The 21,807-nt window shown below is 69.4% G+C and carries 21 protein-coding genes; 8 read left to right on the top strand and 13 right to left on the bottom strand.

Annotated features, from left to right (window positions below):
• Nucleotides 1-36 precede the first annotated feature (36 nt).
• The gene (locus ASE16_RS00600) at nucleotides 37-1,086 is read left to right on the top strand and encodes an amidohydrolase family protein (RefSeq protein WP_055889237.1); all 1,050 of its coding nucleotides are present in this window, start codon (nucleotides 37-39) and stop codon (nucleotides 1,084-1,086) included.
• Here the strand turns inward: ASE16_RS00600 and ASE16_RS00595 are convergent.
• The 9 genes from ASE16_RS00595 to ASE16_RS00555 are packed head-to-tail and all read right to left on the bottom strand — an operon-like array spanning nucleotide 1,083 to nucleotide 10,351.
• Nucleotides 1,083-1,595 (bottom strand): gluconokinase, encoded by a 513-nt coding sequence (locus tag ASE16_RS00595; RefSeq protein ID WP_235500120.1) that lies wholly within the window; start codon nucleotides 1,593-1,595, stop codon nucleotides 1,083-1,085. The two genes, ASE16_RS00600 and ASE16_RS00595, sit on opposite strands and share 4 nt — an antisense overlap.
• On the bottom strand, nucleotides 1,592-2,842 hold the full coding sequence (manD, locus tag ASE16_RS00590; protein WP_055889234.1) for a D-mannonate dehydratase ManD: 1,251 nt from the start codon (nucleotides 2,840-2,842) through the stop codon (nucleotides 1,592-1,594). Before manD ends, ASE16_RS00595 begins: the two co-directional genes overlap by 4 nt.
• Nucleotide 2,843: 1 nt before the next feature.
• On the bottom strand, nucleotides 2,844-4,232 hold the full coding sequence (locus tag ASE16_RS00585) for a mannitol dehydrogenase family protein (RefSeq protein WP_055889232.1): 1,389 nt from the start codon (nucleotides 4,230-4,232) through the stop codon (nucleotides 2,844-2,846).
• Nucleotides 4,229-5,101 carry a sugar phosphate isomerase/epimerase family protein gene (locus tag ASE16_RS00580; RefSeq protein ID WP_055889229.1) on the bottom strand — a complete coding sequence of 291 codons (873 nt, stop codon included), beginning with the start codon at nucleotides 5,099-5,101 and terminating at the stop codon, nucleotides 4,229-4,231. The genes ASE16_RS00585 and ASE16_RS00580 overlap by 4 nt, the downstream gene beginning before the upstream one ends.
• 3 nt (nucleotides 5,102-5,104) lie before the next feature.
• The gene (locus tag ASE16_RS00575) at nucleotides 5,105-6,247 is read right to left on the bottom strand and encodes a Gfo/Idh/MocA family protein (protein ID WP_055889227.1); all 1,143 of its coding nucleotides are present in this window, start codon (nucleotides 6,245-6,247) and stop codon (nucleotides 5,105-5,107) included.
• On the bottom strand, nucleotides 6,244-7,077 hold the full coding sequence (locus tag ASE16_RS00570) for a sugar phosphate isomerase/epimerase family protein (protein ID WP_055891349.1): 834 nt from the start codon (nucleotides 7,075-7,077) through the stop codon (nucleotides 6,244-6,246). Before ASE16_RS00570 ends, ASE16_RS00575 begins: the two co-directional genes overlap by 4 nt.
• A gap of 20 nt (nucleotides 7,078-7,097) precedes the next feature.
• Nucleotides 7,098-7,973 (bottom strand): carbohydrate ABC transporter permease, encoded by an 876-nt coding sequence (locus ASE16_RS00565; protein ID WP_055889224.1) that lies wholly within the window; start codon nucleotides 7,971-7,973, stop codon nucleotides 7,098-7,100.
• Complete coding sequence (locus ASE16_RS00560; RefSeq protein ID WP_055889221.1) at nucleotides 7,970-8,980, bottom strand: carbohydrate ABC transporter permease; 1,011 nt, start codon at nucleotides 8,978-8,980, stop codon at nucleotides 7,970-7,972. The genes ASE16_RS00565 and ASE16_RS00560 overlap by 4 nt, the downstream gene beginning before the upstream one ends.
• A gap of 12 nt (nucleotides 8,981-8,992) precedes the next feature.
• The gene (locus tag ASE16_RS00555; RefSeq protein WP_055889219.1) at nucleotides 8,993-10,351 is read right to left on the bottom strand and encodes an ABC transporter substrate-binding protein; all 1,359 of its coding nucleotides are present in this window, start codon (nucleotides 10,349-10,351) and stop codon (nucleotides 8,993-8,995) included.
• A 143-nt stretch (nucleotides 10,352-10,494) separates the two neighbouring features.
• On the opposite strand from ASE16_RS00555, the gene ASE16_RS00550 reads away from it, so the two are divergent.
• Both ASE16_RS00550 and uxaC read left to right on the top strand, forming a co-directional pair.
• Entirely contained in the window at nucleotides 10,495-11,514 is a 1,020-nt protein-coding gene (locus ASE16_RS00550) for a LacI family DNA-binding transcriptional regulator (protein WP_055889217.1), read from the top strand.
• A gap of 10 nt (nucleotides 11,515-11,524) precedes the next feature.
• Nucleotides 11,525-12,940 (top strand): glucuronate isomerase, encoded by a 1,416-nt coding sequence (uxaC, locus tag ASE16_RS00545; protein WP_055889214.1) that lies wholly within the window; start codon nucleotides 11,525-11,527, stop codon nucleotides 12,938-12,940.
• Here the strand turns inward: uxaC and ASE16_RS00540 are convergent.
• Nucleotides 12,937-13,476 carry a DUF1697 domain-containing protein gene (locus ASE16_RS00540; RefSeq protein ID WP_055889210.1) on the bottom strand — a complete coding sequence of 180 codons (540 nt, stop codon included), beginning with the start codon at nucleotides 13,474-13,476 and terminating at the stop codon, nucleotides 12,937-12,939. The genes uxaC and ASE16_RS00540 overlap by 4 nt on opposite strands.
• Nucleotides 13,477-13,480: 4 nt before the next feature.
• Complete coding sequence (locus tag ASE16_RS00535) at nucleotides 13,481-14,269, bottom strand: SDR family oxidoreductase (RefSeq protein WP_055889207.1); 789 nt, start codon at nucleotides 14,267-14,269, stop codon at nucleotides 13,481-13,483.
• A 77-nt stretch (nucleotides 14,270-14,346) separates the two neighbouring features.
• On the opposite strand from ASE16_RS00535, the gene ASE16_RS00530 reads away from it, so the two are divergent.
• Genes ASE16_RS00530 through ASE16_RS00515 form a run of 4 tightly spaced genes read left to right on the top strand, consistent with a single transcriptional unit; the run spans nucleotide 14,347 to nucleotide 17,784 of the window.
• Nucleotides 14,347-15,003 (top strand): sigma factor-like helix-turn-helix DNA-binding protein, encoded by a 657-nt coding sequence (locus ASE16_RS00530; RefSeq protein ID WP_082581108.1) that lies wholly within the window; start codon nucleotides 14,347-14,349, stop codon nucleotides 15,001-15,003.
• A gap of 43 nt (nucleotides 15,004-15,046) precedes the next feature.
• The gene (locus tag ASE16_RS00525) at nucleotides 15,047-15,649 is read left to right on the top strand and encodes a TetR/AcrR family transcriptional regulator (protein WP_055889204.1); all 603 of its coding nucleotides are present in this window, start codon (nucleotides 15,047-15,049) and stop codon (nucleotides 15,647-15,649) included.
• A gap of 25 nt (nucleotides 15,650-15,674) precedes the next feature.
• Nucleotides 15,675-17,300, top strand: a complete 1,626-nt coding sequence (locus ASE16_RS00520) for an MDR family MFS transporter (protein WP_055889202.1) — start codon at nucleotides 15,675-15,677, stop codon at nucleotides 17,298-17,300.
• Between the two features lie 52 nt (nucleotides 17,301-17,352).
• Nucleotides 17,353-17,784 (top strand): hypothetical protein, encoded by a 432-nt coding sequence (locus ASE16_RS00515; RefSeq protein WP_157479958.1) that lies wholly within the window; start codon nucleotides 17,353-17,355, stop codon nucleotides 17,782-17,784.
• Here the strand turns inward: ASE16_RS00515 and ASE16_RS00510 are convergent.
• On the bottom strand, nucleotides 17,717-20,155 hold the full coding sequence (locus tag ASE16_RS00510) for an HAD-IC family P-type ATPase (protein ID WP_055889195.1): 2,439 nt from the start codon (nucleotides 20,153-20,155) through the stop codon (nucleotides 17,717-17,719). The two genes, ASE16_RS00515 and ASE16_RS00510, sit on opposite strands and share 68 nt — an antisense overlap.
• A gap of 115 nt (nucleotides 20,156-20,270) precedes the next feature.
• Here ASE16_RS00510 and ASE16_RS00505 point away from each other — a divergent pair, with 115 nt between their 5' ends.
• Nucleotides 20,271-20,471, top strand: coding sequence for a hypothetical protein (locus ASE16_RS00505; protein WP_055889193.1), 201 nt, complete (start codon nucleotides 20,271-20,273; stop codon nucleotides 20,469-20,471).
• A gap of 4 nt (nucleotides 20,472-20,475) precedes the next feature.
• Here ASE16_RS00505 and ASE16_RS00500 read toward each other — a convergent pair whose 3' ends face one another.
• Entirely contained in the window at nucleotides 20,476-21,717 is a 1,242-nt protein-coding gene (locus ASE16_RS00500; protein WP_055889191.1) for an MFS transporter, read from the bottom strand.
• Between the last annotated feature and the right edge of the window lie 90 nt (nucleotides 21,718-21,807).

Below are 21,807 nucleotides of genomic sequence, written 5' to 3'. Positions count from 1 at the left end.
CGTCACAACGGTGTACGAAACAAAGGAGTTCAGGCCATGACGGTCGTCGACATCAACATCCACCATCTGCCGGAGGACCTCTTCACGAACGAGAAGATCCTCAACGGCTTCCTCGATTCAGCGCCGCGCGGCTTCGGCGAGATCGCCCGGGTCATCACGATGGAGAGCGGCCAGAAGCAGCTGATCCTGGAGAAGCCGAAGGGATACCAGAACCTCAACTACGTCGAGGGCGACTACTCGGCGGAGGCCAAACTCGCAGCGATGGATGAGGCTGGCGTCGACTACGGCATCATGCGCGTCCCGGTGTGGCAGGAATGGCTCGGCCTGGAGACCTGCAAGGCGGTCAACGACAACGCCGCCGAGATCGTGAAGAAGTCGAACGGGCGCCTGTTCGCCACCGCCTGCGTTCCGCCGTGGGGCGGCAAGGAGAACATCTACGAGCTGGAGCGCTGCATCAAGGAGCTCGGCGTCGTGGGCGTGCAGCTCGCCTGCCACTACGGACAGCTCTACCTCGACGACGAGGCGTTCGACCCGTACCTCACGGTGCTCAACGACCTCGACATCCCGGTCATCGTGCACCACACCCCGCTTCCCGTCGAGTGGAAGTCGGTCATCGACTACACCAACCTCCGCCGTGAGTACGGCCGCATCGTCGACCAGGCAACCGCCGTCGGCCGGGAGCTGTTCAGCGGGATGTTCGACAAGTACCCCAACCTGCGCTTCATCCACACGATGCTCGGCGGCAACTGGTTCGCGAACGCAGCGCTGCTCACCCCGCACGCCCCCAACAAGGCCGAGGCGATGGCCCGCCTCGACCCGACAGGCGGCGAGAAGATCAAGCAGTACCTGGACGAGAACATCTTCTTCGACCTCACCCACCCGCACTCCTGGGGCAAGACGCAGGTCGAGGCGGCCATCGAGGTCAGCGGGGCAGACCACTACCTGTTCGGCTCGTCGTTCCCCGTCTTCCGCTCCTGGATGAACCAGGGCGTCGAGTTCGTCCAGAACGAGCTCGAGCTCAGCGACGCCGACCGCGAGCTGGTGCTCTCCGGCAACGCCAAGCGCCTCTTCAACCTGCCGATCTAGCGCTCGCGCGCGGCGAGCACGGCGCGCGCGAGCACGTCGTCGACGGGAGCGTCGATGTCGATCGTCGCGCCGCGCTCGTCGGCGGCGAGTGGTTCGAGCGTCGCGAGCTGCGAGTCGAGGAGCGCGGCCGGCATGAAGTGGTCGGTGCGGCCCTCCATGCGGGCCGCGAGCACGGCGCGCGACCCGGCGAGATGGATGAACACCGCGCCGGGCGCCTCGCTCGCGATCAGGTCGCGGTACGCACGCTTGAGGGCGGAGCACGCGATCACCAGTCCGCCGTCCGCCTCGGCCAGCGCGCGGCCGACGGCGCGAAGCCACGGCGCGCGGTCGGCGTCGTCCAGCGGGGTGCCCCCTGCCATCTTCCGCACGTTCTCGATCGGATGCAGGGCGTCCCCGTCTACGAACGGCACCCCCAGCTCGTGCGCGATGAGGGCACCGATCGTGCTCTTGCCAGACCCGGACACCCCCATCACGACGACCCGGATCGGCGCCGCGCCCTCGCCGGTCACCAGTCGTGCATGGAACCGTCGAGCAGACGGTTCACCGGCAGGTACGCCGCCTCGTACGGGAACGACTGCGCGATCACGTCGTCGTAGTCGACGCCGATGCCTGGCGCGTCGGACGGTTTCAGCATCCCGTTCTCGAAGCTGTACGTGGTGCGGAAGACCTCGTGGGTGGTCGGACTGTGCTTCATGTACTCCTGGATGCCGAAGTTCGGGATGGCGATGCCGAGGTGGATGGCGGCGGCCAGGCCGACCGGCGAGACGTCGGTGGGGCCGTGGACCCCTGACTTGATCTGGTACACCGAAGCGTAATCGAAGATCCGGCGCAGCCCGGTGACGCCGCCCGCGTGCGTGATGGGCGAGCGAACGTAGTCGATGAGCTGCTCCTCGAACAGTTCGCGGTAGTCCCAGATCGTGTTGAACACCTCTCCGATGGCGAGCGGCGTCGTGGTGTGCTCGCGCACCCGCCGCAGCACCGCCTGGTTCTCCGCCGGCGTCACGTCTTCGAGCCAGAACAGGTCGTACGGCTCGAGCGACTTGCCGAGCTTGGCAGCCTGGATGGGCGTGAGCCGGTGGTGCGCGTCGTGCAGCAGCGGCAGCTCAGGGCCGAACTCGTTGCGGACGGCCTCGAACACCGTCGGCGCGTGCCGCAGGTACGCGCGGGTGTCCCACGACTCCTCCACGGGCACGGCGCTGCGCCGAGCGGGCTCGTAGTCGTAGCGTGCGTCCGAGCCGGATCCGGCGCCGGCCGCCGCGTTCTTGCTCGACGCGACGCCGTACACCGACGGCAACCCTGGGATGCCCGTCTGCACGCGGACAGCGCGGTAGCCCTCCTCCAGGTGCTCGTTGATCGAGTCGAACAGCTCGGGCAGCTCAGCGCCGGATGCGTGACCGTAGACCAGCAGGCCCTCCCTGCTGCGACCGCCGAGCAGCTGGTACAGCGGAAGCCCAGCCGCCTTCGCCTTGATGTCCCAGAGCGCGGTGTCGACCGCGGCGATCGACGCCATCGTCACCGGGCCGCGACGCCAGTAAGCGCCGCGGTAGAGGTACTGCCAGGTGTCCTCGATCTGGTGCGCGTCCCTGCCGATCAGCAGCGGCACGACGTGCTCGCTCAGGTAGGCGGCGACCGCGAGCTCGCGGCCGTTGAGGGTGGCGTCGCCGAGGCCGGTGAACCCGTCGTCGGTGGTGATCCTCAGTGTCACGAAGTTGCGGCCGGGGCTCGAGACGAGAACCTCGGCGGAGGTGATGCGCATGTCAGTGTGCTCCTGTCGGTAGCGGTGGTTCGGTGGTGACGCCGGTGCGCAGGTGCGCGATCCGGCTCTGGATGAGGTCGGTGAGCGACGCGTCTCCCGCAAGGTCGGGAGCCAGCTCGGTGACGACGGCGGTGGCGAGCGCCGCGTCGTCGTCCGGGTGTGCGCGAAGCCGCTCGGCGAGCGGCGCAGCGGCAGGGTCGCGCACGTCGTCGCCGAGCAGGTGCAGTGCCCAGGCGGCGAGCACCCCTGCCTGAGCGTCGCCTGGCGCGCGCCCTGCCGCCAGCCGCGACCGAAGCGGGTCGAGGATGCGCGGCCCGAGCTTCTGCGAGCCATCGGTCGCGATCTGCGCCAGCCGGTGCTCGATGCGCGCGTTGCCGAAGCGGTCGCGGAGGGCGGCGATGGCCGCGTCCACGGTGTCTGCGTCGAACGGGAGCTCTGTTCGTGCCTCCGCCCAGAGCGCTTCGAGGTCGGCCACGATCGCGTCGTCGCCCATCGCCTCCGCGATGGTGGCGTATCCGCGCAGCAGCCCGCGGTATGCGAGCAGCGAGTGACCGGCGTTGAGCAGCCAGAGCTTGCGGCGCTCGTACGGCTCGATGTCGTCGACGAACTGCGCGCCGACCGTCTCCCAGGCGGGCCGGCCGGCGGGGAAGGCGCCGCTCAGCACCCACTCGCTGAACGGCTCCGTGACCACGGGAGCGGCATCGTCGTAGCCGGTCAGGCGCGCTGCCGTCGCGCGGTCGGCAGCGGTGGTGGCCGGGGTGATCCTGTCGACCATCGACGACACGAACGAGACCGAGCTCTCGATCCACTCGGCCAGCTCGGCGTCGACGTCTTGCGCGAGGCCGAGCACCGCGTCCCGCGCCACCCTGCCGTTGTCCGGCAGGTTGTCGCAGCTCACCACGGCGATGGCGCCGACCCCAGCGGCGCGGCGAGCGCGCAGCCCGTCCACCAGCCGGCCGGGGGCGGTGGATGCGCCATCCCCCGTGGCGAGCGACGCCCGGTCCGCGTCGAGCGCAGCCGCTGACGGCCGGTAGCCTGCCTCCGTGACGGTGAGCGTCAGCACCGCGACGGCAGGGTCGGCGACGGCCGCACGCCAGCGCGCGGTGTCGCCTCCGTCTGCCACGGTACTCAGCGCATCCACGATGATCGCCGCGTCGGTGTCGGGGCCGCGCTCGATCAGCGTGTACACCGCATCCTGTGCTGCGAGCACGCGCGCGGCCTCCGGGCTCCGCCCCGTGAACGCCGCGATCCCCCAGCCAGCCTCGCCCGCACGGTCGCCGCGCTCGTTCGCCCGCTGGGTGTACCAGGCCTGGTGGGCACGGTGGAACGCGCCGAGGCCGAGGTGCACGATGCGGACGGGGTGACGCTCGGAGCGCGGCGGCGTCGTCATGCGCGGGCCGCGGCCAGCGAACGCGTGCTGGCATCGACCTCGCGCAGGTACGCCAGGTTGTCGCGCGTGCGCTCGGCGAGCGGGAGCTCGGTGGAGAAGTCCTCCGCCGTGACCCAGCCGTCGTAGCCGAAGGCGTGCAGCGCCTCGAAGTACGCCTCCACGTCCCCGGCGCCCGTGCGCAGTGGAGCCCACTCGTGATGCCAGCGCACCGTGCCGTCCGCCTCCGGCTCGCCGGGCAGCCAGGCGACGTTCTTCACGTGCACGTGTGCCAAATACGGGCCGAGCAGCTGGAACGCGGCGAGGGTCGCCTCCTGCCCTTCGATCACCAGGTTCCCGAGGTCGTGGATCACGCCGACCGTCTGCGGGTCGATGCCGTCGACCATCCGGAACGCGGCGGACGCCGACGGCGTGATGGTCTCGTGGTGCAGCTCGATCAGCGCCTTCACGCCGAGCTCGCCGGCGCGGGCCGCTGCCCGCTCGATGTCGCGGCGGGCGGACGCGAACAGCTCGCGGTAATCGTCGCCTGAGTCGGTGCGCGGCACGGTGACGCGCACCTGCCGTGCGCCGAGAGCCGCGGTCGCTGCGAGCATCCTGTCGACGTTCTCGTGGTCGTCGCAGCGGGCGTAGCCGCCGATGCCGGAGAACTCCAGGCCGGACTCGGCGGTCAGCCGTGCGATCTCCGGCACGGACTCTTCGATCCCTGTCAGCGGCCAGGTGGCACGGTTGCCTGCCCAGAAGCCGGGCGGGGTGGCGTCGTCCTGGTCGATGACGCGCCACTCGATGCCGTCCCAGCCCTGGGCGGCGAGCGTCTGAGCCGCCTCCGCTGGGGTCCAGTCGGGGGTGGATGCGGTGAACACCGAGAACTTCATCGGTCAGGCTCCTGTCGTGACGGTGATGTCGTCGAGGGCTCCGGAGAGCACCTCGTCGAACGCGATCGGTCGGCCGAGAGTGGCCGACAGGTAGATGGCGCGGACGACGGCGAGGGACACGAACGCGTCCTCGACCGTCACCCCGGGTGCGCGGTGCTGCTGGATCGCATCCACCACGTCCTCGTACTGGCGCAGGTGGCCGACGATGAAGCGGTCCGCTCCACGCTCTCCCCCGCGCACCTCCCCCGCCTCGACGAGCTCGGCCGCGCGGTTCACGACGCTGGCGCCACTCGCGTCGAACGCCGCTGGATCCGCTGTGCCGAAGTATTCGAGCTGGTCGTCCTCGATGATCGCCGAGCCGCGGTCGCCGTGCACGTGGATGCGCACCGACCCTCCCGGGTACGCGGCGGTCGTGGCGTGCACCACGGCCAGCGCGCCGGACTCGAACCGCACGGTCGCGACCGCGATGTCCTCCACCTCGACGCGCTCGTGCGCGAGCAGCGCCGTCTGCGCGACGACCTCGACGGGCCGGCCGAGGAACCAGACGAGCAGGTCGACCGTGTGCACGCCCTGGTTCATCACGGCGCCACCGCCGTCCAGCTCCCAGGTGCCTCTCCACTGGCCGGAGTCGTAGTAGTCCTGGCTGCGCCACCAGGCGACGGAGGCGATCCCGCTGGTCACCCGGCCGAACGCGCCGCTGTGGGCTGCGTCGGCGACGACGACGGAGGCGGGGTCGAACCGGTGCTGACTGATCACGGAGACGACGAGACCGCGGCCCTCCGCCTGCGTGGACAGCTCCAGGATGCGCCTGGCTCGCGCCATCGAGACGTCGAGCGGTTTCTCGATCACCACGTGCTTGCCAGCGGCGAGCGCCTCCTCCGCGAGCTGCACGTGCAGTCCGCTCGGCGTGCAGATGACGACGATGTCGACAGCCGCGGCGGCGACCGCGGCTGGGAGGGTCTCGAACTCCGCGGGGCGCTCCCCGCCGAACTCGGACACGATCTGGTCGGCGAGGGCGCTGGCGGCGGCGGGGACCGCATCCACCAGGGCGGTGATCGCGAGGTCGGGGTGCCGGGCGATGGCCCTGGCGTGGTTGAGGCCGATGATGCCGCAGCCGACGATGGCCACGTTCAGGCGAGAGCTCATACGAGCTGCACTCCAATCTGGTCGGTGAGGCGGCGGAGCGCGCGGCCTGCGCGGCCGAACGCCTCCGGCCCGGAGAAGCCGCCCATGTTGTTCACGTCTGCGAGGTGGGGTTCCAGGGAGGCGAAGCCGGTGTATCCGTCGTCGCGGAGCGCGGTGAGGGTGGCGAGCAGCTGCCCGTCCCCCTCCCCGGCCGGGGTGACGTCGCCGGTGGCGGCGACGGCGTCCTTCACCTGCAGGTATTCCAGGTGCGGGCGGAGGGCGGCATAGCCGTCGTCGAACGGGAAGGCGACGCCGACCTGCACGAAGTTGGCGCTGTCCCAGGCGAGCCGGAGATTCGGAGAGCCGACCGTCTCGACGATGTCGAGGCAGCGCTCCGGGGTGTCTCCGTAGATGTCCTTCTCGTTCTCGTGCAGCAGCACGACGTCCGCGGCCTCCGCCGCGTCCGCGAGGGCGCGCATCCGGAGCATCACGTCGTCGCGGATGCTCTCGACCGCGACGTCGTCTCCGCGATAGAAGGAGAACAGCCGGATGTAGCGGGTGCCGAGGCGTTGCGCCGCCGCGATGGCGCGGCCGAGACGCTCGACCTCGTGCTCGACGGGGAGGGACACATCCACTTTGCCGATCGGCGATGCGATGGCCGAGACGCCCATCCCCCGCTCGGTGAGGATCCCGGCCAGCCGGGCGAGCTGTTCGTCGTCGAGGTCGACGATGTTCACGCCCCAGGCGCTGCGCACCTCGATGTGGTTCGCACCGAGGGCCTGCAGCACCGCGACCTGGACCACAGGGTCCTGGTCGATCTCGTCGCCGAAGCCCGACAGGGCCCAGCTCACCGATTCTTGAGCGTTCTGGCTCACTTCACTCCTCCAGAGGTCAGGCCACCGACGAGGTAGCGCTGGAACACGAGGTACAGAGCGACCACGGGCACGGCGCAGATGAGGGACGCCGCCATCATCTGCCCGTAGAGCGGGATCGCGCCACCCTCTTGCGTCGCCCCGAACACCTGCAGCGCCACGGCGGCGGTGCGGGTCTCGGGGTTGGTCAGCACGGATGCGAACAGCACGTCGTTCCAGCCGAGCAGGAACGCGAAGATGCCGGAGACGACGATGCCCGGCCAGCTGAGCGGCACCACGATGCGGGTCAGGATGCGCCACGACGACGCACCGTCGATGCGCGCCGCCTCCTCGAGCGCCTTGGGCAGGCCGCGCAGGTAGGTGACCATCACCCAGGTCGAGAACGGGAGCGCGAACGTGAGGTAGGTGATGAACACCGCCCAGCGCGTCCCGATGATCTGCACCCCGAGCAGGCTCGCGGTCGACGAGAACAGCACGAACACCGGAAGCAGCATGAGCGTGCCGGGGATCGACTGCAGGCCGAGCAGCCCGCGGAGGAAGGACAGGCGACCGCGGAAGTCGTAGCGGACCAGCACGTACGCCGTCGCGACAGCGAGGAACGCGCAGACGATGGCGACGGCCACGCAGACGATCACGCTGTTCATCAGCCCGGTGCCGAGGTCGACCGTCGTCCACACCTTGAGGTAGTTGTCGAGGTGCAGCTCTGTCGGGAAGAACGCGCCGCCGGCGACGGCGACGTCCGAGTTGATCGACGCGAACAGCATGTAGAGCACGGGCCCGAGCACGATCACCAGCAGCACCACGATGACCGCGACGAGCAGCGGCCGGGGCAGCAGCCGGGTGATGTCGGCCGAGGACGGCTTGACGGCGGTCATCGCTGCTCCTCCTCTCCTGAGTCGAGTTTCACGGCCCGCAAGTAGATGAACAGCGGGATGGCGATGAGCACCAGCGAGCAGATCGCCATCGCGGCGCTCAGCCCGAAGCGGAAGCTCTGGAAGCTCGTGACGTAGGTGAGCACCGGCAGCACGTCCACGTCCTGCGGAGCAGGCACCCCGAACAGCACGAACGGCAGCGTGAACGCGTTGATGTTGTGCAGGAACGCGATGATCAGCGCCAGCAGGATCGGGCCGCGCAGGTACGGCAGGATCACCGAGCGCAGCTTGATCCACCAGGTGGCGCCGTCGATGGCGGCTGCCTCGTGCACCTCGTGGTCGACGGACTGCAGACCGGCGAGGACGAGCAGGTAGAAGAACGGCCACGACGTCCAGATCTGCACGACGATGAGCGACCAGTAGCTGAGCGGGCCGTTGAGGAACAGCCCGGTGTGGATGCCCATCGCGCCGAGCGTCGAGTCGACGACACCGCCCGGCTGCAGCATGGTGCGCCAGAGCGTGCCGACCACGAACGCGGGGAGCACGTACGGGATGAGGAACAGCGAGCGCACGAGTGCCCGCCCGCGGAACTTGTTCTGCGTGGCGAGGGCGGCGGCGAGGCCGATCGGCATCGTGACGACCGCCGCGATCAGCGCGAAGGAGACGCTGATCCCGATGGAGCGCAGCAGCGACGACGAGACGATCGCCTCGACGTAGTTCTGCAGGCCGATGAACGGGGCCTGCAGCCAGCTCTGCAGCGTGTACTGGTCGAGGTCGAGCGTCGACATGATCGCCGCGACGACGAGCGGCACCACGATGATGACCAGCATGAGGATGCCGCCGGGCAGCAGCATCCAGAGCGGCCGGTTGCGCTCGTACTTCCGCTTGCGACGCGGCGTGGCGTGCTGCTCGTTCCGGCCGGGGCGGCCGCCCGCGGGGGTGTTCCCCGCGGGSGAGCCGCTCTCGTGGCCGGTCGCGCCTTCCGGCGCGGCCAGGGTGGGGTTGGACATGATCGGTTCCGGCTACTTGGCCTTGTTCAGCGAGCTCTGCGCGGTGTCCTGCGCCGTCTTGAGCTTGGCCTCGAGATCGGAGGACGACACCGACCCGTTCGACAGCGACGGGATGGACTGCACCACCACGTTCACCAGGGCGAGCTGCGTGTCACCCCACGCGCCGCTGAACGGGGTGCCGTACGCCTTCGTGCCCGCGTCGAGGATCGGAGCGATGAGCTCGTTGCCGCTCTCGATCTGCTTGGCGGCATCGGCGTTGGTCGGCAGGTCGCCGAACGTCTTGGTGTACTTCACCTGGTTGTCGGTGCTGGTGAGCATCTTGACGAGGGCGAAGGCGAGGTCCTGGTTCTTGGAGTACTTCGCCACGACCATGTTGTCGCCGGAGATGATCGTCGCGGCGGCCTTGCCGTCGCTCGGGAGCTTGGTCTCCCCCGGCGGGATGGTCGGCATCACGGCGTAGCCGTACTTGCCTGCCACGCTGGACTTGTCGAGCGAGACCTGCGACGACGAGGACACCATCGGCAGGAACGCTGCCTTGCCGTCCGCGAAGGCGGCGACGGCGTTGGCGTTCTTCCAGCCGATCGCGGCGGGGTCGACCACCTTGTCGTCGGTGAGCCAGCCGAAGTACGTCTCATACGCCTTCTTCACGGCGTCGTCGTCGATCGTGGCCTTCTTGCTCTTCAGATCCAGGATGGTGTTGCCCTGCTGCATCGCCATCGCCCAGACGAACTTCCAGGGGTCGAAGCTGTCCGCGTACGCGACGGCCATTCCGTGCACGTCTCCGGAGGTGAGCTTCTTCGCCTGGTCGGCGAGCCCATCCCAGGTGTCGGCCGGCTTGTCGATGCCTGCGGCCTTCAGCAGGTCCTTGTTGTACGCCATCACGAACGGACGGCTGAGGAAGGGGATGCCCACCTCGTTCTTCTCGTCCGGCCCGGAGATGCCGAGCGTCGCGGGTACGAACCTGTCACGGCCGCCGACCTTCTTCCAGTCGTCGTCCGTGAGCTTCACGAACGCTCCGGTGGAGTACGCGGTGGGGGTGAAGGTGGTGCCGAGGTCGTAGATGTCCGGACCCTGGCCGCTGAGCACCGAGGTTTGGATCTTGGTCAGCTCGTCGTTGGCGGATGCGAAGGTCTCGAACTTGACCGTCGCGCCCGTCTCCTTCTGGAACTGGGCGGACACATCCTTGAACCACTGCTGCTGTTCGGTGGGGTAGAGCGAGTTGGCCGCGATCATGACGTCGAGGGTCTTGCCCTTGCCGTCGACCTTCCCGGAGGTGGAGGAGCCGGTGCTCCCCGACGAGGAGCAGCCGCTCAATGCCAGGCCGATGACGGCCAGGCCGGCGACCGCGCCGAGCGCGATGCGAGATCTCATTCGTGACTCTCCTTTGAGACAGGGACGTGAGTGTCAGCACCCTCAGCTGGTGCATGGAGGATGGTTGCTGAGGACTCTAAGCAGCGCGGCAAGGATGGTGCAACCGATTGCCATAATTTGCCATCGTGTGCTGAGATGTCGTCATGCAACCTCTCGCCGGAGCGGGGTCGGATCGCCCAGCCACCCTCGCAGACGTGGCGGCGGCCAGCGGCGTCGCCACCTCGACGGTCTCGCGCGCCCTCTCGAATCCCGGCCGGGTGAACGCCATCACCCGCGAGCGCATCGAGCAGGCAGCCCGCGAACTCAACTACGTTCCCAACTCGCAGGCCAGGGCGCTCACCAGCGGAAAGACGCGCGCCATCGCCGTGCTCGTCTCCGACGTGACCAACCCGTTCTACTTCGGCATCATCCGCGGCACCCAGCAGCAGCTGAAGGCCGCCGGCTACACCCAGATCCTGGTCGACACCGAGGAGTCCGACGAGCTGGAGGACGGGATGCTGCACAAGCTCCGGCGCTCCTTCGACGGCGCCATCCTCGCCGCTTCCCGACTCACCGACCGACGGCTGACCACGCTGGCTCAGGAGATCCCGCTGGTCGCCATCAACCGGCAGACCCGCGGCGTCCCGCACATCTTCATCGACACCCCGAGCGGCATCGAGCAGGCCGTCGGCCACCTCGTCTCCCTCGGCCACACCCAGCTCTGCTACGCCTCCGGCCCGGAGACGTCGTGGTCGAACGAGGGCCGCTGGCGGGCGATGGTGCGGGCGGCGGAGCGCTACGGCGTCACGGCCACCAGACTCGGCCCGTTCTCGCCCCGTCAGTACGCTGGCGCCGCTGCTGCGGACGCCGTGCTGCACGCGGGCGTCACCGCCTGCATCGCCTTCAACGACCTCCTGGCCATCGGGATGCTCGCCCGCTTCCGCGAGCGCGGCGTCGATGTGCCGGGCGACGTGAGCATCGTCGGCTGCGACGACATCTTCGGCGCCGACTTCTGCAACCCGCCGCTCACCACCCTCACCGCTCCGATCGAGCAGGCGGGGCGCACGGCCGTGTCGATGCTGCTCGCCAGGCTCGACGACCAGAGCACGCTCGGGATGCGCCAGGGCGCCACCCTCCCCACCCACCTCACCGTGCGGTCCTCCACCGGGCCCGCGCGGAACTGAAAGGACGCCGATGACCACGCTCGCCCCGCATCCAGACCGCCTGTTCCCCGCCGACCCGGCGGAGCGCGACCTGGCCAGGCGCCTGCACGCGGCGGTCGCAGACGCTCCGATCGTGTCGCCGCACGGCCACGTGCCTGCCGCGATGCTCGCCGACGACGAGCCGTTCGGAGACCCGTCGGCGCTCCTCATCACGCCGGACCACTACGTGACGCGGATGCTGCACGCGGTCGGCGTCCCCTTGGACGAGCTGGGCCTCTCCCGCGACGGCGCGGCACCGACCGCCTCCGGCAGGGAGATCTGGCGTCGCCTGTGCGAGAACTGGGACGTCTTCCTCGGCACCCCGGTGCGCTTCTGGTTCGAATCGGAGTTCAGCGAGGTGTTCGGGCTCACCGAGCAGCCGTCCGCCGCGAGCGCGGACGCCCTCTACGACCAGCTCGCCGAGACGCTGACCCGCCCGGAGTTCCGTCCGCGCGCGCTGTTCGACCGGTTCCGCATCTCGGTGCTCGCGACCACGGACGACCCGGCGGACGACCTGTCCGCCCACCAGCGCCTCCGCGACGACCCGACCTTCACCGGCCGCGTCGTCCCCACCTTCCGCGCCGACAGGTACATGCACCCGGACGAGCCCACCTGGCGGGGCAAGCTGGACGCGCTGGCCGCCCGCGCCGACATCGACACCTCCACCTACCCCGGCCTCCTCTCCGCCCTGCGCGCGCGCCGCCAGGCGTTCATCGCCGCGGGAGGCACCGCGACGGACACTGGTGTGATCGACGCGGGAAGCGATCCGCTCTCCGAGGCGGAGGCGTCGCGCATCCACCTGGCCGCCATCGACGGCAGCCTGACCGCGGCGGAGGCCGTCGCCTACCGGCGCAACATGCTCTACCGGCTGGCAGAGATGGCGGCGGACGACGGCCTGGTGATGCAGCTGCACCCCGGGGTCATCCGCAACCACCACCGTCCGACGTTCGACGCGTTCGGGCCGGACACCGGCCACGACCTTCCGGCGGTGGGCGGTTTCACTGTGCCGCTCACGCCCATCCTGCGCGACTTCGGCACGAGCTCGACGTTCAGGATCGTGCTGTTCACGGTGGACGAGACGACGTTCTCGCGCGAGATCGCGCCGCTCGCCGGCTTCTACCCGAGCGTGTACGCGGGTGCGCCGTGGTGGTTCATCGACACCCCAGCCGCGATCCTGCGCTACCGCCAGGCGATCACGGACAGCGCCGGTTTCACGAAGACCAGCGGCTTCATCGACGACACCAGGGCGTTCTGCTCCATCCCGGCCAGGCACGACATGTCCCGCCGGGTGGATGCGTCGTTCCTCTCCTCCCTCGTCGTCACCCACCAGCTCGCGGAGGAGGACGCGTTCGCCATCGCGCACCGCCTCGTCGACGACATCCCCCGCTCCACCTTCCGGCTGGGCTAGGCGTCGAGGAGTTCCAGGAGACGGGTGGTGGTGCGCCAGGTGCGCACGGTCATCCGCTTGAAGACCGGCATCGCCATCAGGCGCTGGATGCGGGTCTTCGTCGCGAGCGCCTTGGTGCGCGAGAAGTAGAGCGCGCCTGGCCCCGGAGCCATGCGGTCGACGCCGTCGCGCAGCTCGGGGAGCTGCGCCATCACCTCGTCGGCGGCCAGTGGGTGCTTCAGGAAGAACACCTCGCTGCGGAACTCGTCGGAGCCGTGGTCGGCAGGGGCTGCTGCGACCGTCGCCGCCAGCTCGTCCCTCGACCGGGCGATCACGGTGAGCGGCGCATCCAGCCGGTGTCGCAGCATCGACTCCAGCGCGGCCTCGAGGTCGGGTGCGGTCTGCGGCTCCGCGGTGAACAGCACGTTGCCGCTCTGGCTGTGGGTGCGCACGCTCTCGTACCCCGCTGCGCGGAAGTCCTCCGCGAGCGCGTCCATCCCGATCAGGTTCGCCCCTCCCACGTTGATCCCACGCAGCAGGGCGACGTATCCGGCCATGCGCTCATGATCGCACCGGCGACCGGTTCGCCGCGAGCTGCTGTCGCAGGAACCCCTCCCACGTCCGCTCGCCCCGCAGCGCGCCATCCGCCGCCAGGTTCTCGCCTGCGCGGTACGCGCGGCCGACGCCTCCTGGGATGCGCACGGGCAGGCCCGGGCGCCGTCGCCGTCCGTTCGCCTCTGCGTACGCGGCCGCGAGCTCCCGGATGCCGAGCACCTCCGGCCCCGCGATGTCGGCGACGCGCCCCGCGGGGTCGCCGAGCGCGAGTTCGGCGAGTCTGGCAGCGACTTCGTCGCCGTGCACGGGCTCGAACCGCAGGCCGCCCGGTGTCGGCAGCAGCGGCAGCTTCGCCATCCCCGCCACGATCGGGAGCACGAAATCGTGGAGCTGAGCGGCGCGCAGCACGGTCCACGGCACACCAGAGTCCGCGATGACCCGCTCGGCCTCCGCCTTGGCGCGGAAGTACCCGATCGGCATCCGGTCCGCACCGACCACCGAGATCAGCACGAGGTGGCGCACCCCGGCGGTCCGCGCCGCCGCGGAGATGGCCCGCGCGGCGACGTCGTCCCCTTTCGCCCCTCCTGCCAGGTGCAGCACGACCTCGACCCCGTCGAGCGCTGCGGCGAGTCCGGCGCCGGTCACGGTATTCCCTTCGACATGCTGGATGCCTGGTTCGTCCTGGAGTGGGTGCCGGGAGAGGATGCGGAGGTCGCGGCCCGCCGCGCGCAGCAGCGGCACGACGCGGCTGCCGATGGTGCCTGTGCCGCCCGTCACCAGAAGTGGAGCATTCATGAGTGGTCGCCTTCCCTGTCACATTCGAGGGTGTTCCCTCGTCGACATTCCGACGATCATGAACGAGGAGATGTGACATGACCGACCAGACATTCTTGGCGAGACGCTTCGAGACGGAGCGGGACGAGCCTGTGTCCGCCGACCTCGACCCTGCCGACCTGGTGGAACGAGGCGACCGCATCAGCACCGCTCTGCTCGTCCTGCTGGAGACGCTGAGCCCTGCCGAACGCATCGCTCTCGTGCTGCACGACGTCTTCGGCCAGTCGTTCGACGAGATCGCGACCGTGCTCGACAAGACCCCGGCGGCAGCCCGCCAGCTCGCGTCGCGCGCCAGGCGCAGGGTGCGCGGAGCATCCACCCCAGTGTCGTCCGGGCACCGCAGCACCAGGCGGATCGTGGATGCGTGGCTCGCCGCCGCGCAGGACGGCGACCTGACAGCGCTCCTCTCGCTGCTGGACGATGGCGCCATGCTCCACGCCGACTACGGCGCATCCACGCAGCTCGTCGAAGGCGCGCGCTCGATCGCAGAGCAGGCCGTGCTCTCCGGCCGCCTGGCAGCGCACTCCACCCCGATCCTCATCGGCGGGCGTCCCGGCGTCGCCGCGGTCATGAACGGTGTCGTCGCGTCGATCATGGCGTTCGACATCGTCGGAGACCGCATCGTCGCCCTCGACGTGCTCGCCGACCCTGCGCGGCTGCGCGAGCTGGGGGTGGAGGCGGTGCTCGCCGACTGAGCCGAAGATGCACTATCACCATAAAAGTGCAAGAATGCACTCTATGCCCGACAGTGCAACCTCCATCCGCGAGCGCCGCAAGGCCGAGACCGCTCGGGGACTCAAGGATGCGGCCCGTCGTCTGACCATCGAGCGCGGGCTCAGCGGCTTCACCATCGAGGAGCTGTGCGAGGAGGTCGGCGTCTCGCGGCGCACCTTCTTCAACTACTTCGCATCCAAGGAGAACGCCATCATGGGCGTGCCCGTCGACGCGGACGAGTCCGGAGCGGCGGAGCGGTTCGCCGCCGCTGGTGCGCGCGGCTTCGGCCACCTGATCGACGACCTTCTCGAACTGCACCTCGACCGGTGGGCGTTCGGCGGCATCACCGCCGAGGAGGTCCACCAGCTGTTCACCGCGTTCGAGCGCGAGCCGCGTCTGCTGCATCACATGCTGGAGCTTGCGAGCAGGGGCGAGCGCGACGACATCGAGCTGGTCGAGCGCAGGGAAGGGCTGCCGGCAGGCGACCTCCGTGCCGCTGCCGCCGTGCAGCTCGTCGGCGCTGTGCTGCGCGCGAGTGCGGAGGAGTTCTTCCGCACCGATGACGGAGACGACTTCCCCACCCTCATGCGACGTCGGCTCGACGCCGTCCGCGACCTCTTCGCCTGACCGACCTCACCACCGAACGGACCACATGACCGCCATCGCCCCTGCGCCGATGCTGCTGACCAAGCGGCGCATCTGGATCATCTTCAGCGCCCTCATCGCCGGGATGCTGCTCTCCAGCCTCGACCAGACCATCGTGTCGACCGCCATGCCGACCATCGTCGGCGACCTGGGCGGCGTCGAGAACCAGGTGTGGATCACCACCGCGTACATCCTCGCCACCACCATCGTCATGCCCGTATACGGCAAGCTCGGCGACGTCATCGGGCGTCGTTGGCTGTTCATCATCGCCATCGCGGTCTTCACCGCCGCATCCATCGGCTGCGCCTTCGCGTCCGACTTCTGGATGTTCGTGGTGTTCCGCGCGATGCAGGGCCTGGGCGGCGGCGGGCTGATGATCCTCTCGCAGGCGATCATCGCCGACATCGTCCCCGCCAACGAGCGCGGCAAGTACCTCGGGCCGCTCGGCGCGATCTTCGGCCTCTCGGCCGTCGCTGGCCCGCTGCTCGGCGGCTTCTTCGTCGACCACCTCACCTGGCAGTGGGCGTTCTACATCAACATCCCCGTCGGCGTCGCCGCGTTCGTGATCGCGCTGCTCGCCCTCAAGCTGCCGAGCAAGCGGGCGACGCAGCCGATCGACATCCTCGGCATCCTGTTCCTGTCGATCGCCACGACCTGCCTGATCTTCTTCACCGACTTCGGTGGCGACAAGACGCACGGCTGGGGTTCGCTCGCGACGTGGGCCTGGGGCATCGGGATGCTGCTGGCAGCGGTCGCGTTCGTCATCACCGAGGCGAGGGCGAAGGACCCGATCATCCCGCTCAGCCTGTTCAAGAACCCGATCTTCATCAACGCGACCGCGATCGGCCTCGCGCTGGGCATCGGGATGTTCGCGGCCATCGGCTTCGTCCCCACCTTCCTGCAGATGTCGTCCGGCACGTCCGCGGCCGCATCCGGGCTGCTGATGATCCCGATGATGGTCGGCCTGATCGGCACGTCGATCCTGTCCGGCGCCGCGATCACCAAGACGGGGCGATACCGGCTCTACCCGATCCTCGGCACGATCATCACCGGCATCGCCATGGTGTGCATGACGACGCTCGCCGCATCGACGCCGATCTGGCTGATCTGCGTCTACCTGTTCGTCTTCGGAGCCGGTCTCGGCCTGATCATGCAGGTGGTCGTGCTCGTGGTGCAGAACGCGGTCCCCGCCGCGCAGATCGGCACGGCGACCTCCACGAACAACTACTTCCGCGAGGTGGGAGCCGCGCTCGGCACCGCCGTGTTCGGCACCCTGTTCACCACGCGTCTCACGGAGAACCTGACCGACGTGTTCACCAAAGCGGGCGCCTCGCCGTCCGACGCGGCCGGGGCGACGGCCACGCTCAGTCCCGAGGCGCTCAACGCGCTGCCGGATGCGGTGCACACCGGCGTCGTGAACGCGTATGCGGACGCGCTCGCCCCGGTGTTCTGGTACCTCATCCCGTTCATCGCGGCCGCCTTCCTGCTCGCTCTCTTCCTCAAGCAGATCCCGCTCTCCGACCAGGCGGGACTCGTCGCCAGAGGCGAAGCAATCTCCGGCGAGGAGGCGGAACGGCTCGAAGCGGAGCAGCGCGGCCGGGTGCAGCCGGAAACGGAGCGGCTGACTCCTTAGCGCGCGGCGCGCATCCTGTTATCGTCGGTGCATCCGGCGAAGGGCGGGCGACGTGCCACGAGTGGGGACCGAGCGGCGGTCTGGCATCCCGATCGAGCTCACGATCAGCGTGATCCTGAGCTATCTGGTCGGTGTGCTGCAGATCCTGGCCGGGATCGCGCTGATCTTCGTGCGCTACGCGGACGGGCTCACCGCTGTGGAGCGGACGGTGGTCACTATCGTCGGCGCCTGCACGATCCTGCTCGGGCTGCTGGTGTGCGCGCTCGCGTCAGGACTCACCCGCGCCAGACGGGATGCACGGCTGTTCTTGACCATCCTGATCTCGATCACCATCGCGCTCGGGATCGTCGTGCTGGTCTCCGACGGAGAGGTGACCGCCTTCCGCATCGCCGACCTGGCGATCTCGGCGGCGGTGATCATCGTGCTGTGGACAGGGCGCGTCTCTCGCTCCTTCGCACATACCGCCGATGAGCGAACCGGATGATCTCGATCAGTGCGACGCTCACCGCGGAGAAGAACAGCACCAGCGCTGCCGTCACGATCGACGGGTCCACCAGCACCAGGAAGTCCCTGGCGATCGGCACGGAGTAGACCAGGATCAGCCCGATCATCATCGAGCCGATGATGAGGACCTTCCAGCCGTCGATCGGCCGGGACAGCACCACGAGCACCCACAGCCCGACGATCGTCAGGATGAGCGTCGAGCCGGTGCGCAGCTCCGCCTCCGGGATGCCCGCCTGCGTCGCCGACCACGAGTACGCGAGCAGCATCAGCGCGATCACCGCGCCGGCCGGGGCGGCGAACGAGAGCGAACGCGCGAGGAAGCCGGGGATGTAGCGCCGCTTGTTCGGCATCAGCGCGAGGAAGAAGCTGGGCAGGCCGATCGTCAGACCGTCGATGATGGAGAGCTGGCGCGGCAGGAACGGGAACTGCAGCAGGAACACTCCGAACAGCACGGCGAGCGCCGTCGCATACGCGGTCTTGGTGAGGAACAGCATCGACACGCGCTCGATGTTCGCGATCACCTGCCGTCCCTCCGCCACCACGCTCGGCAGGTGGGAGAACCGGCCGTCGAGCAGCACGATCCGGGCGACGGCCTTGGTGGCTGCCGCACCGGACTCCATGGCGATGCCCATGTCCGCCTCCTTGATGGCGAGGGCGTCGTTGACCCCGTCCCCCGTCATCGCGACCGTGTGGCCCGCCGCTTTGAGGGCGACGACGATGGCCTTCTTCTGGTCCGGCGTGACGCGGCCGAAGACGATGTGCTGCTCGAGCACCCTGGTGAGTTCGGCCTGGTCATCAGGCAGCGAGCGGGCGTCGTAGCCGTCCGGCGCATCCAGCCCCACCTGTCTGGCGATGGCGGCGACGGTCTGCGGGTTGTCTCCGGAGATCACCCGCACGCCGACGCCCTGCTCGGCGAAGTAGCGCAGGGTCTCCGCCGCGTCCGGCCTGATGCGCTCCCGGAAGGTGAGCAGCGCCACGGGGACCAGGTAGTCCGGCAGCCGCTCGTCGTCTCCCAGCGGCTGCGCGCTGTACGCGAGCACGAGGGTGCGTCGGCCGGAGGCGGCGAGCTCGGCAGAGCGGCTCGCAAGACGGTCGTCCGGGAACACCATCTCCGGGCCGCCGAGCACCCAGCTTCCGGGGGCATCCGCCGAACCGGGGGCATCCGCCGAACCGGGGGTATCCGCAGCCGCGAACGACACGGCGCTCCACTTCCGCGCCGACGAGAACGGGATGCGCCCCGTCGGCGCCCCGTCGACCGGATGCGCGTACTCGGCGACCAGGCAGCGTGCGGTCGCGTTCGCATCCGGTTCCGTGCCGTACCAGGCGAGCACCGACCGCCAGCCGCGCGGTTGCGTCTCGGACAGCGGGTGCTCTGCGTCGAACTCGATGTCGCCCTCGGTCAGCGTGCCGGTCTTGTCGAGGCAGATCAGGTCGACGCGGGCGAGCCCCTCCACCGCCGCCAGCTCCTGCACGAGCACCTGCCGGCGCGCCAGCTTCACCGCGCCGACGGCGAACGCGATGCTCGTCATCAGCACCAGGCCGAGCGGGATCATGGCGACCACGGCCGCGATCGTGTTGACGGCCGCTTGGCGCCAGGCGCCCGTCGAGAACGTCTCGGCCGACCAGCCGCCGAGCGCGATCACCTGCGCGTTGAAGACGAGCAGCGCGATCGGGCCGACCACCCAGGTCACCCAGCGGAGCACCCTGTCGATCGACGAGCGCAGCTCGCTGGCGACGAGCGAGAACTTCTTGGCCTGCGCAGACAGCTTGTTGGCGAACGAGTCGGCGCCGACCTTGTCGACCTGCGCTCTCCCCTCCCCCGCCACGACGACGGACCCGGACAGCACCTCGTCGCCCTGCACCTTGTCGATCGGGTCGGACTCGCCGGTCAGCAGCGACTCGTCGAGCTGGAAGTGCCCGGCCTCCACCACCCGCGCATCCGCGGGAACCTGGTCTCCCGCCCGCAGCACGAGCAGATCGTCGAGCACGACATCCGCGACGGCGATCGATGCCTCCGCTCCGTCGCGCAGCACGCGCGCGTTCGGTGCGTGCAGCACGGCGAGCCGGTCGAGTGCGGCCTTGGCACGGAACTCCTGCACAGACCCGATGACCGTGTTGGCGATGGCGCTCAGGCCGAACAGCGCATCCTGCCAGCGGCCGAGCACCAGCAGCACGAGGAAGCAGGCGGCGATGATGCCGTTGAACAGGGTGAGCACGTTGGCCCTGACGATGCTGCCGACGCTGCGGCTCGCATCCTGCCGGAATGCGTTCGTGCGGCCGTCCGCAACCCGCTCCGCCACCTCGGCCGAGGTCAGGCCGAGGCGTTCGTCTGTCGCGATCCCGTCCGGCATTGCTCCCCCTCACCGAGCGAATCGGGCGCGCCCCGTGTGCAGAATGCTAACCGGTCGCCTTCCGGCCTCCAAGATCCGCCGACCGCGCGCGTCCCGACAGGTCTAGGGTGAGGCCATGAAGCGCAGTTGGCCGTTCGTCGTCCCCGGCGTGATCCTCGGTCTCGTCGGCCTGGTGTGGACCCTGCAGGGTCTCAACGTGCTGCGCGGCTCCGCCATGAGCGGGTCGTCGCTCTGGGGGACCATCGGCCCGATCCTGCTCGTGATCGGTCTCGTGCTGATCGTGGTCGGCGTCGTCCGGAGCAGACGCGCGCGGTGACCGGCTAGAGCCGTCGTCCCGTTTCCGCCACGACCCGCCGGTGCAGCACCAGGAGTCCTGCCGAGGCGACCAGGGCGAGCGCAGCGGGGACGACGAACACCAGAGGCAGCCCGATCGTGCCGGCCCCGATCCCGCCCGCGAGGCCACCCAGCGCCGAGCTGAGGGCGGGGGCCGTGATGAAGATCGCCGACGCCGTCGCGATGGCACTGGGGAGCAGCCGCTGCGCCACGATGATCCCGAGCCCGGCGAACACACCCCACACGCCACCCATCAGGATCTGGCCGGCGAAGAGCCCGACCGCCGTCGCTGTCGTTGCGAAGAGCAGGTTGGCGCCGACGCCGAAGAGCGCGCCGACGACCATGAGCGGCAGCATCCCTGTGCGCCGGGCGACGACAACGGCCACCGGCATGAGTGCGAGCTCGACCAGCGGCTGGATGCCGATGATCGCGCCGCTGAGCGCGCCGGGGAAGTGGAGCTGATCGTTCATGTAGATCGGCAGGTAGGCGTACTTGATCGGCTCTCCCGCGTAGACGAGCACATACAGGCCGGTGAAGACGAGCAGCGGCAGCATCGCCCGCACAGGGACGTGCGACCGCGCCACGGTCGCGGCGGACTCGTGCGTGTCTGTGGTGGGGACCGCATCCACTCGTTCGCGCAGCGTTCCGATGGGCAGGAGCTGTGCGATGGTGCAGACCGCCGTCGCGATCAGGGTCACCCGCAGGCTCGTCTGCGCGGCGAGGTACGACCCGGCGACGGGACCGATCACCCAGCCGAACGTCAGGGCCATCCGCACGATGGAGACCACTCCGTCGCCGACCGGGGTGGGGGCGGCGGCGAGCTCGTCGTGGATGGCGGCGAACAACTGCGATGCCGCTGCTCCCGCGAAGCCGAGGATGACGGCGCTGACGACGAACGGCATCCAGAGCTGACCGGAGAACGCGATGGCGAGCCAGCCGACGCCGCCGGCCACCGCGCACAGCCGGAACAGCCCGAGCCTCCTGCCCGTGCGGTCGGAGCGACGCCCGATCAGGTAGCCGGCGACGGGGGCGGTGAGATTGGTGAGGTAGTACAGCCCGGCGACGGTGAGCGAACTGCCGAGATCGTTGACGAGGAACTGCGCGATCTGCGGTGCGGCGGCCGACGTGCCGAGACCGGACAGGAAGAGCGCGAGCGTCGCGCCGCGATACAGGGGGCTCTGCAGCACGACCCGCAGGGCGGATGGGCTGCGGGTGAGCTGGTCGGTCATCGAGGTGCGTCTCCGTTGGCGTGGTGAAAAACCGTTAAGTGGATGGTTTTCTGCGATGCTATGCGCTCTGCCCGGTGGGCGCAAGCGCGG

It is taken from the genome of Leifsonia sp. Root227 (genome assembly GCF_001428745.1).
In the GTDB taxonomy this organism is placed as follows: domain Bacteria; phylum Actinomycetota; class Actinomycetes; order Actinomycetales; family Microbacteriaceae; genus Leifsonia.
Note: the sequence above shows the minus strand (reverse complement) of the source record. Positions and strands in the feature narration are given on the sequence as shown.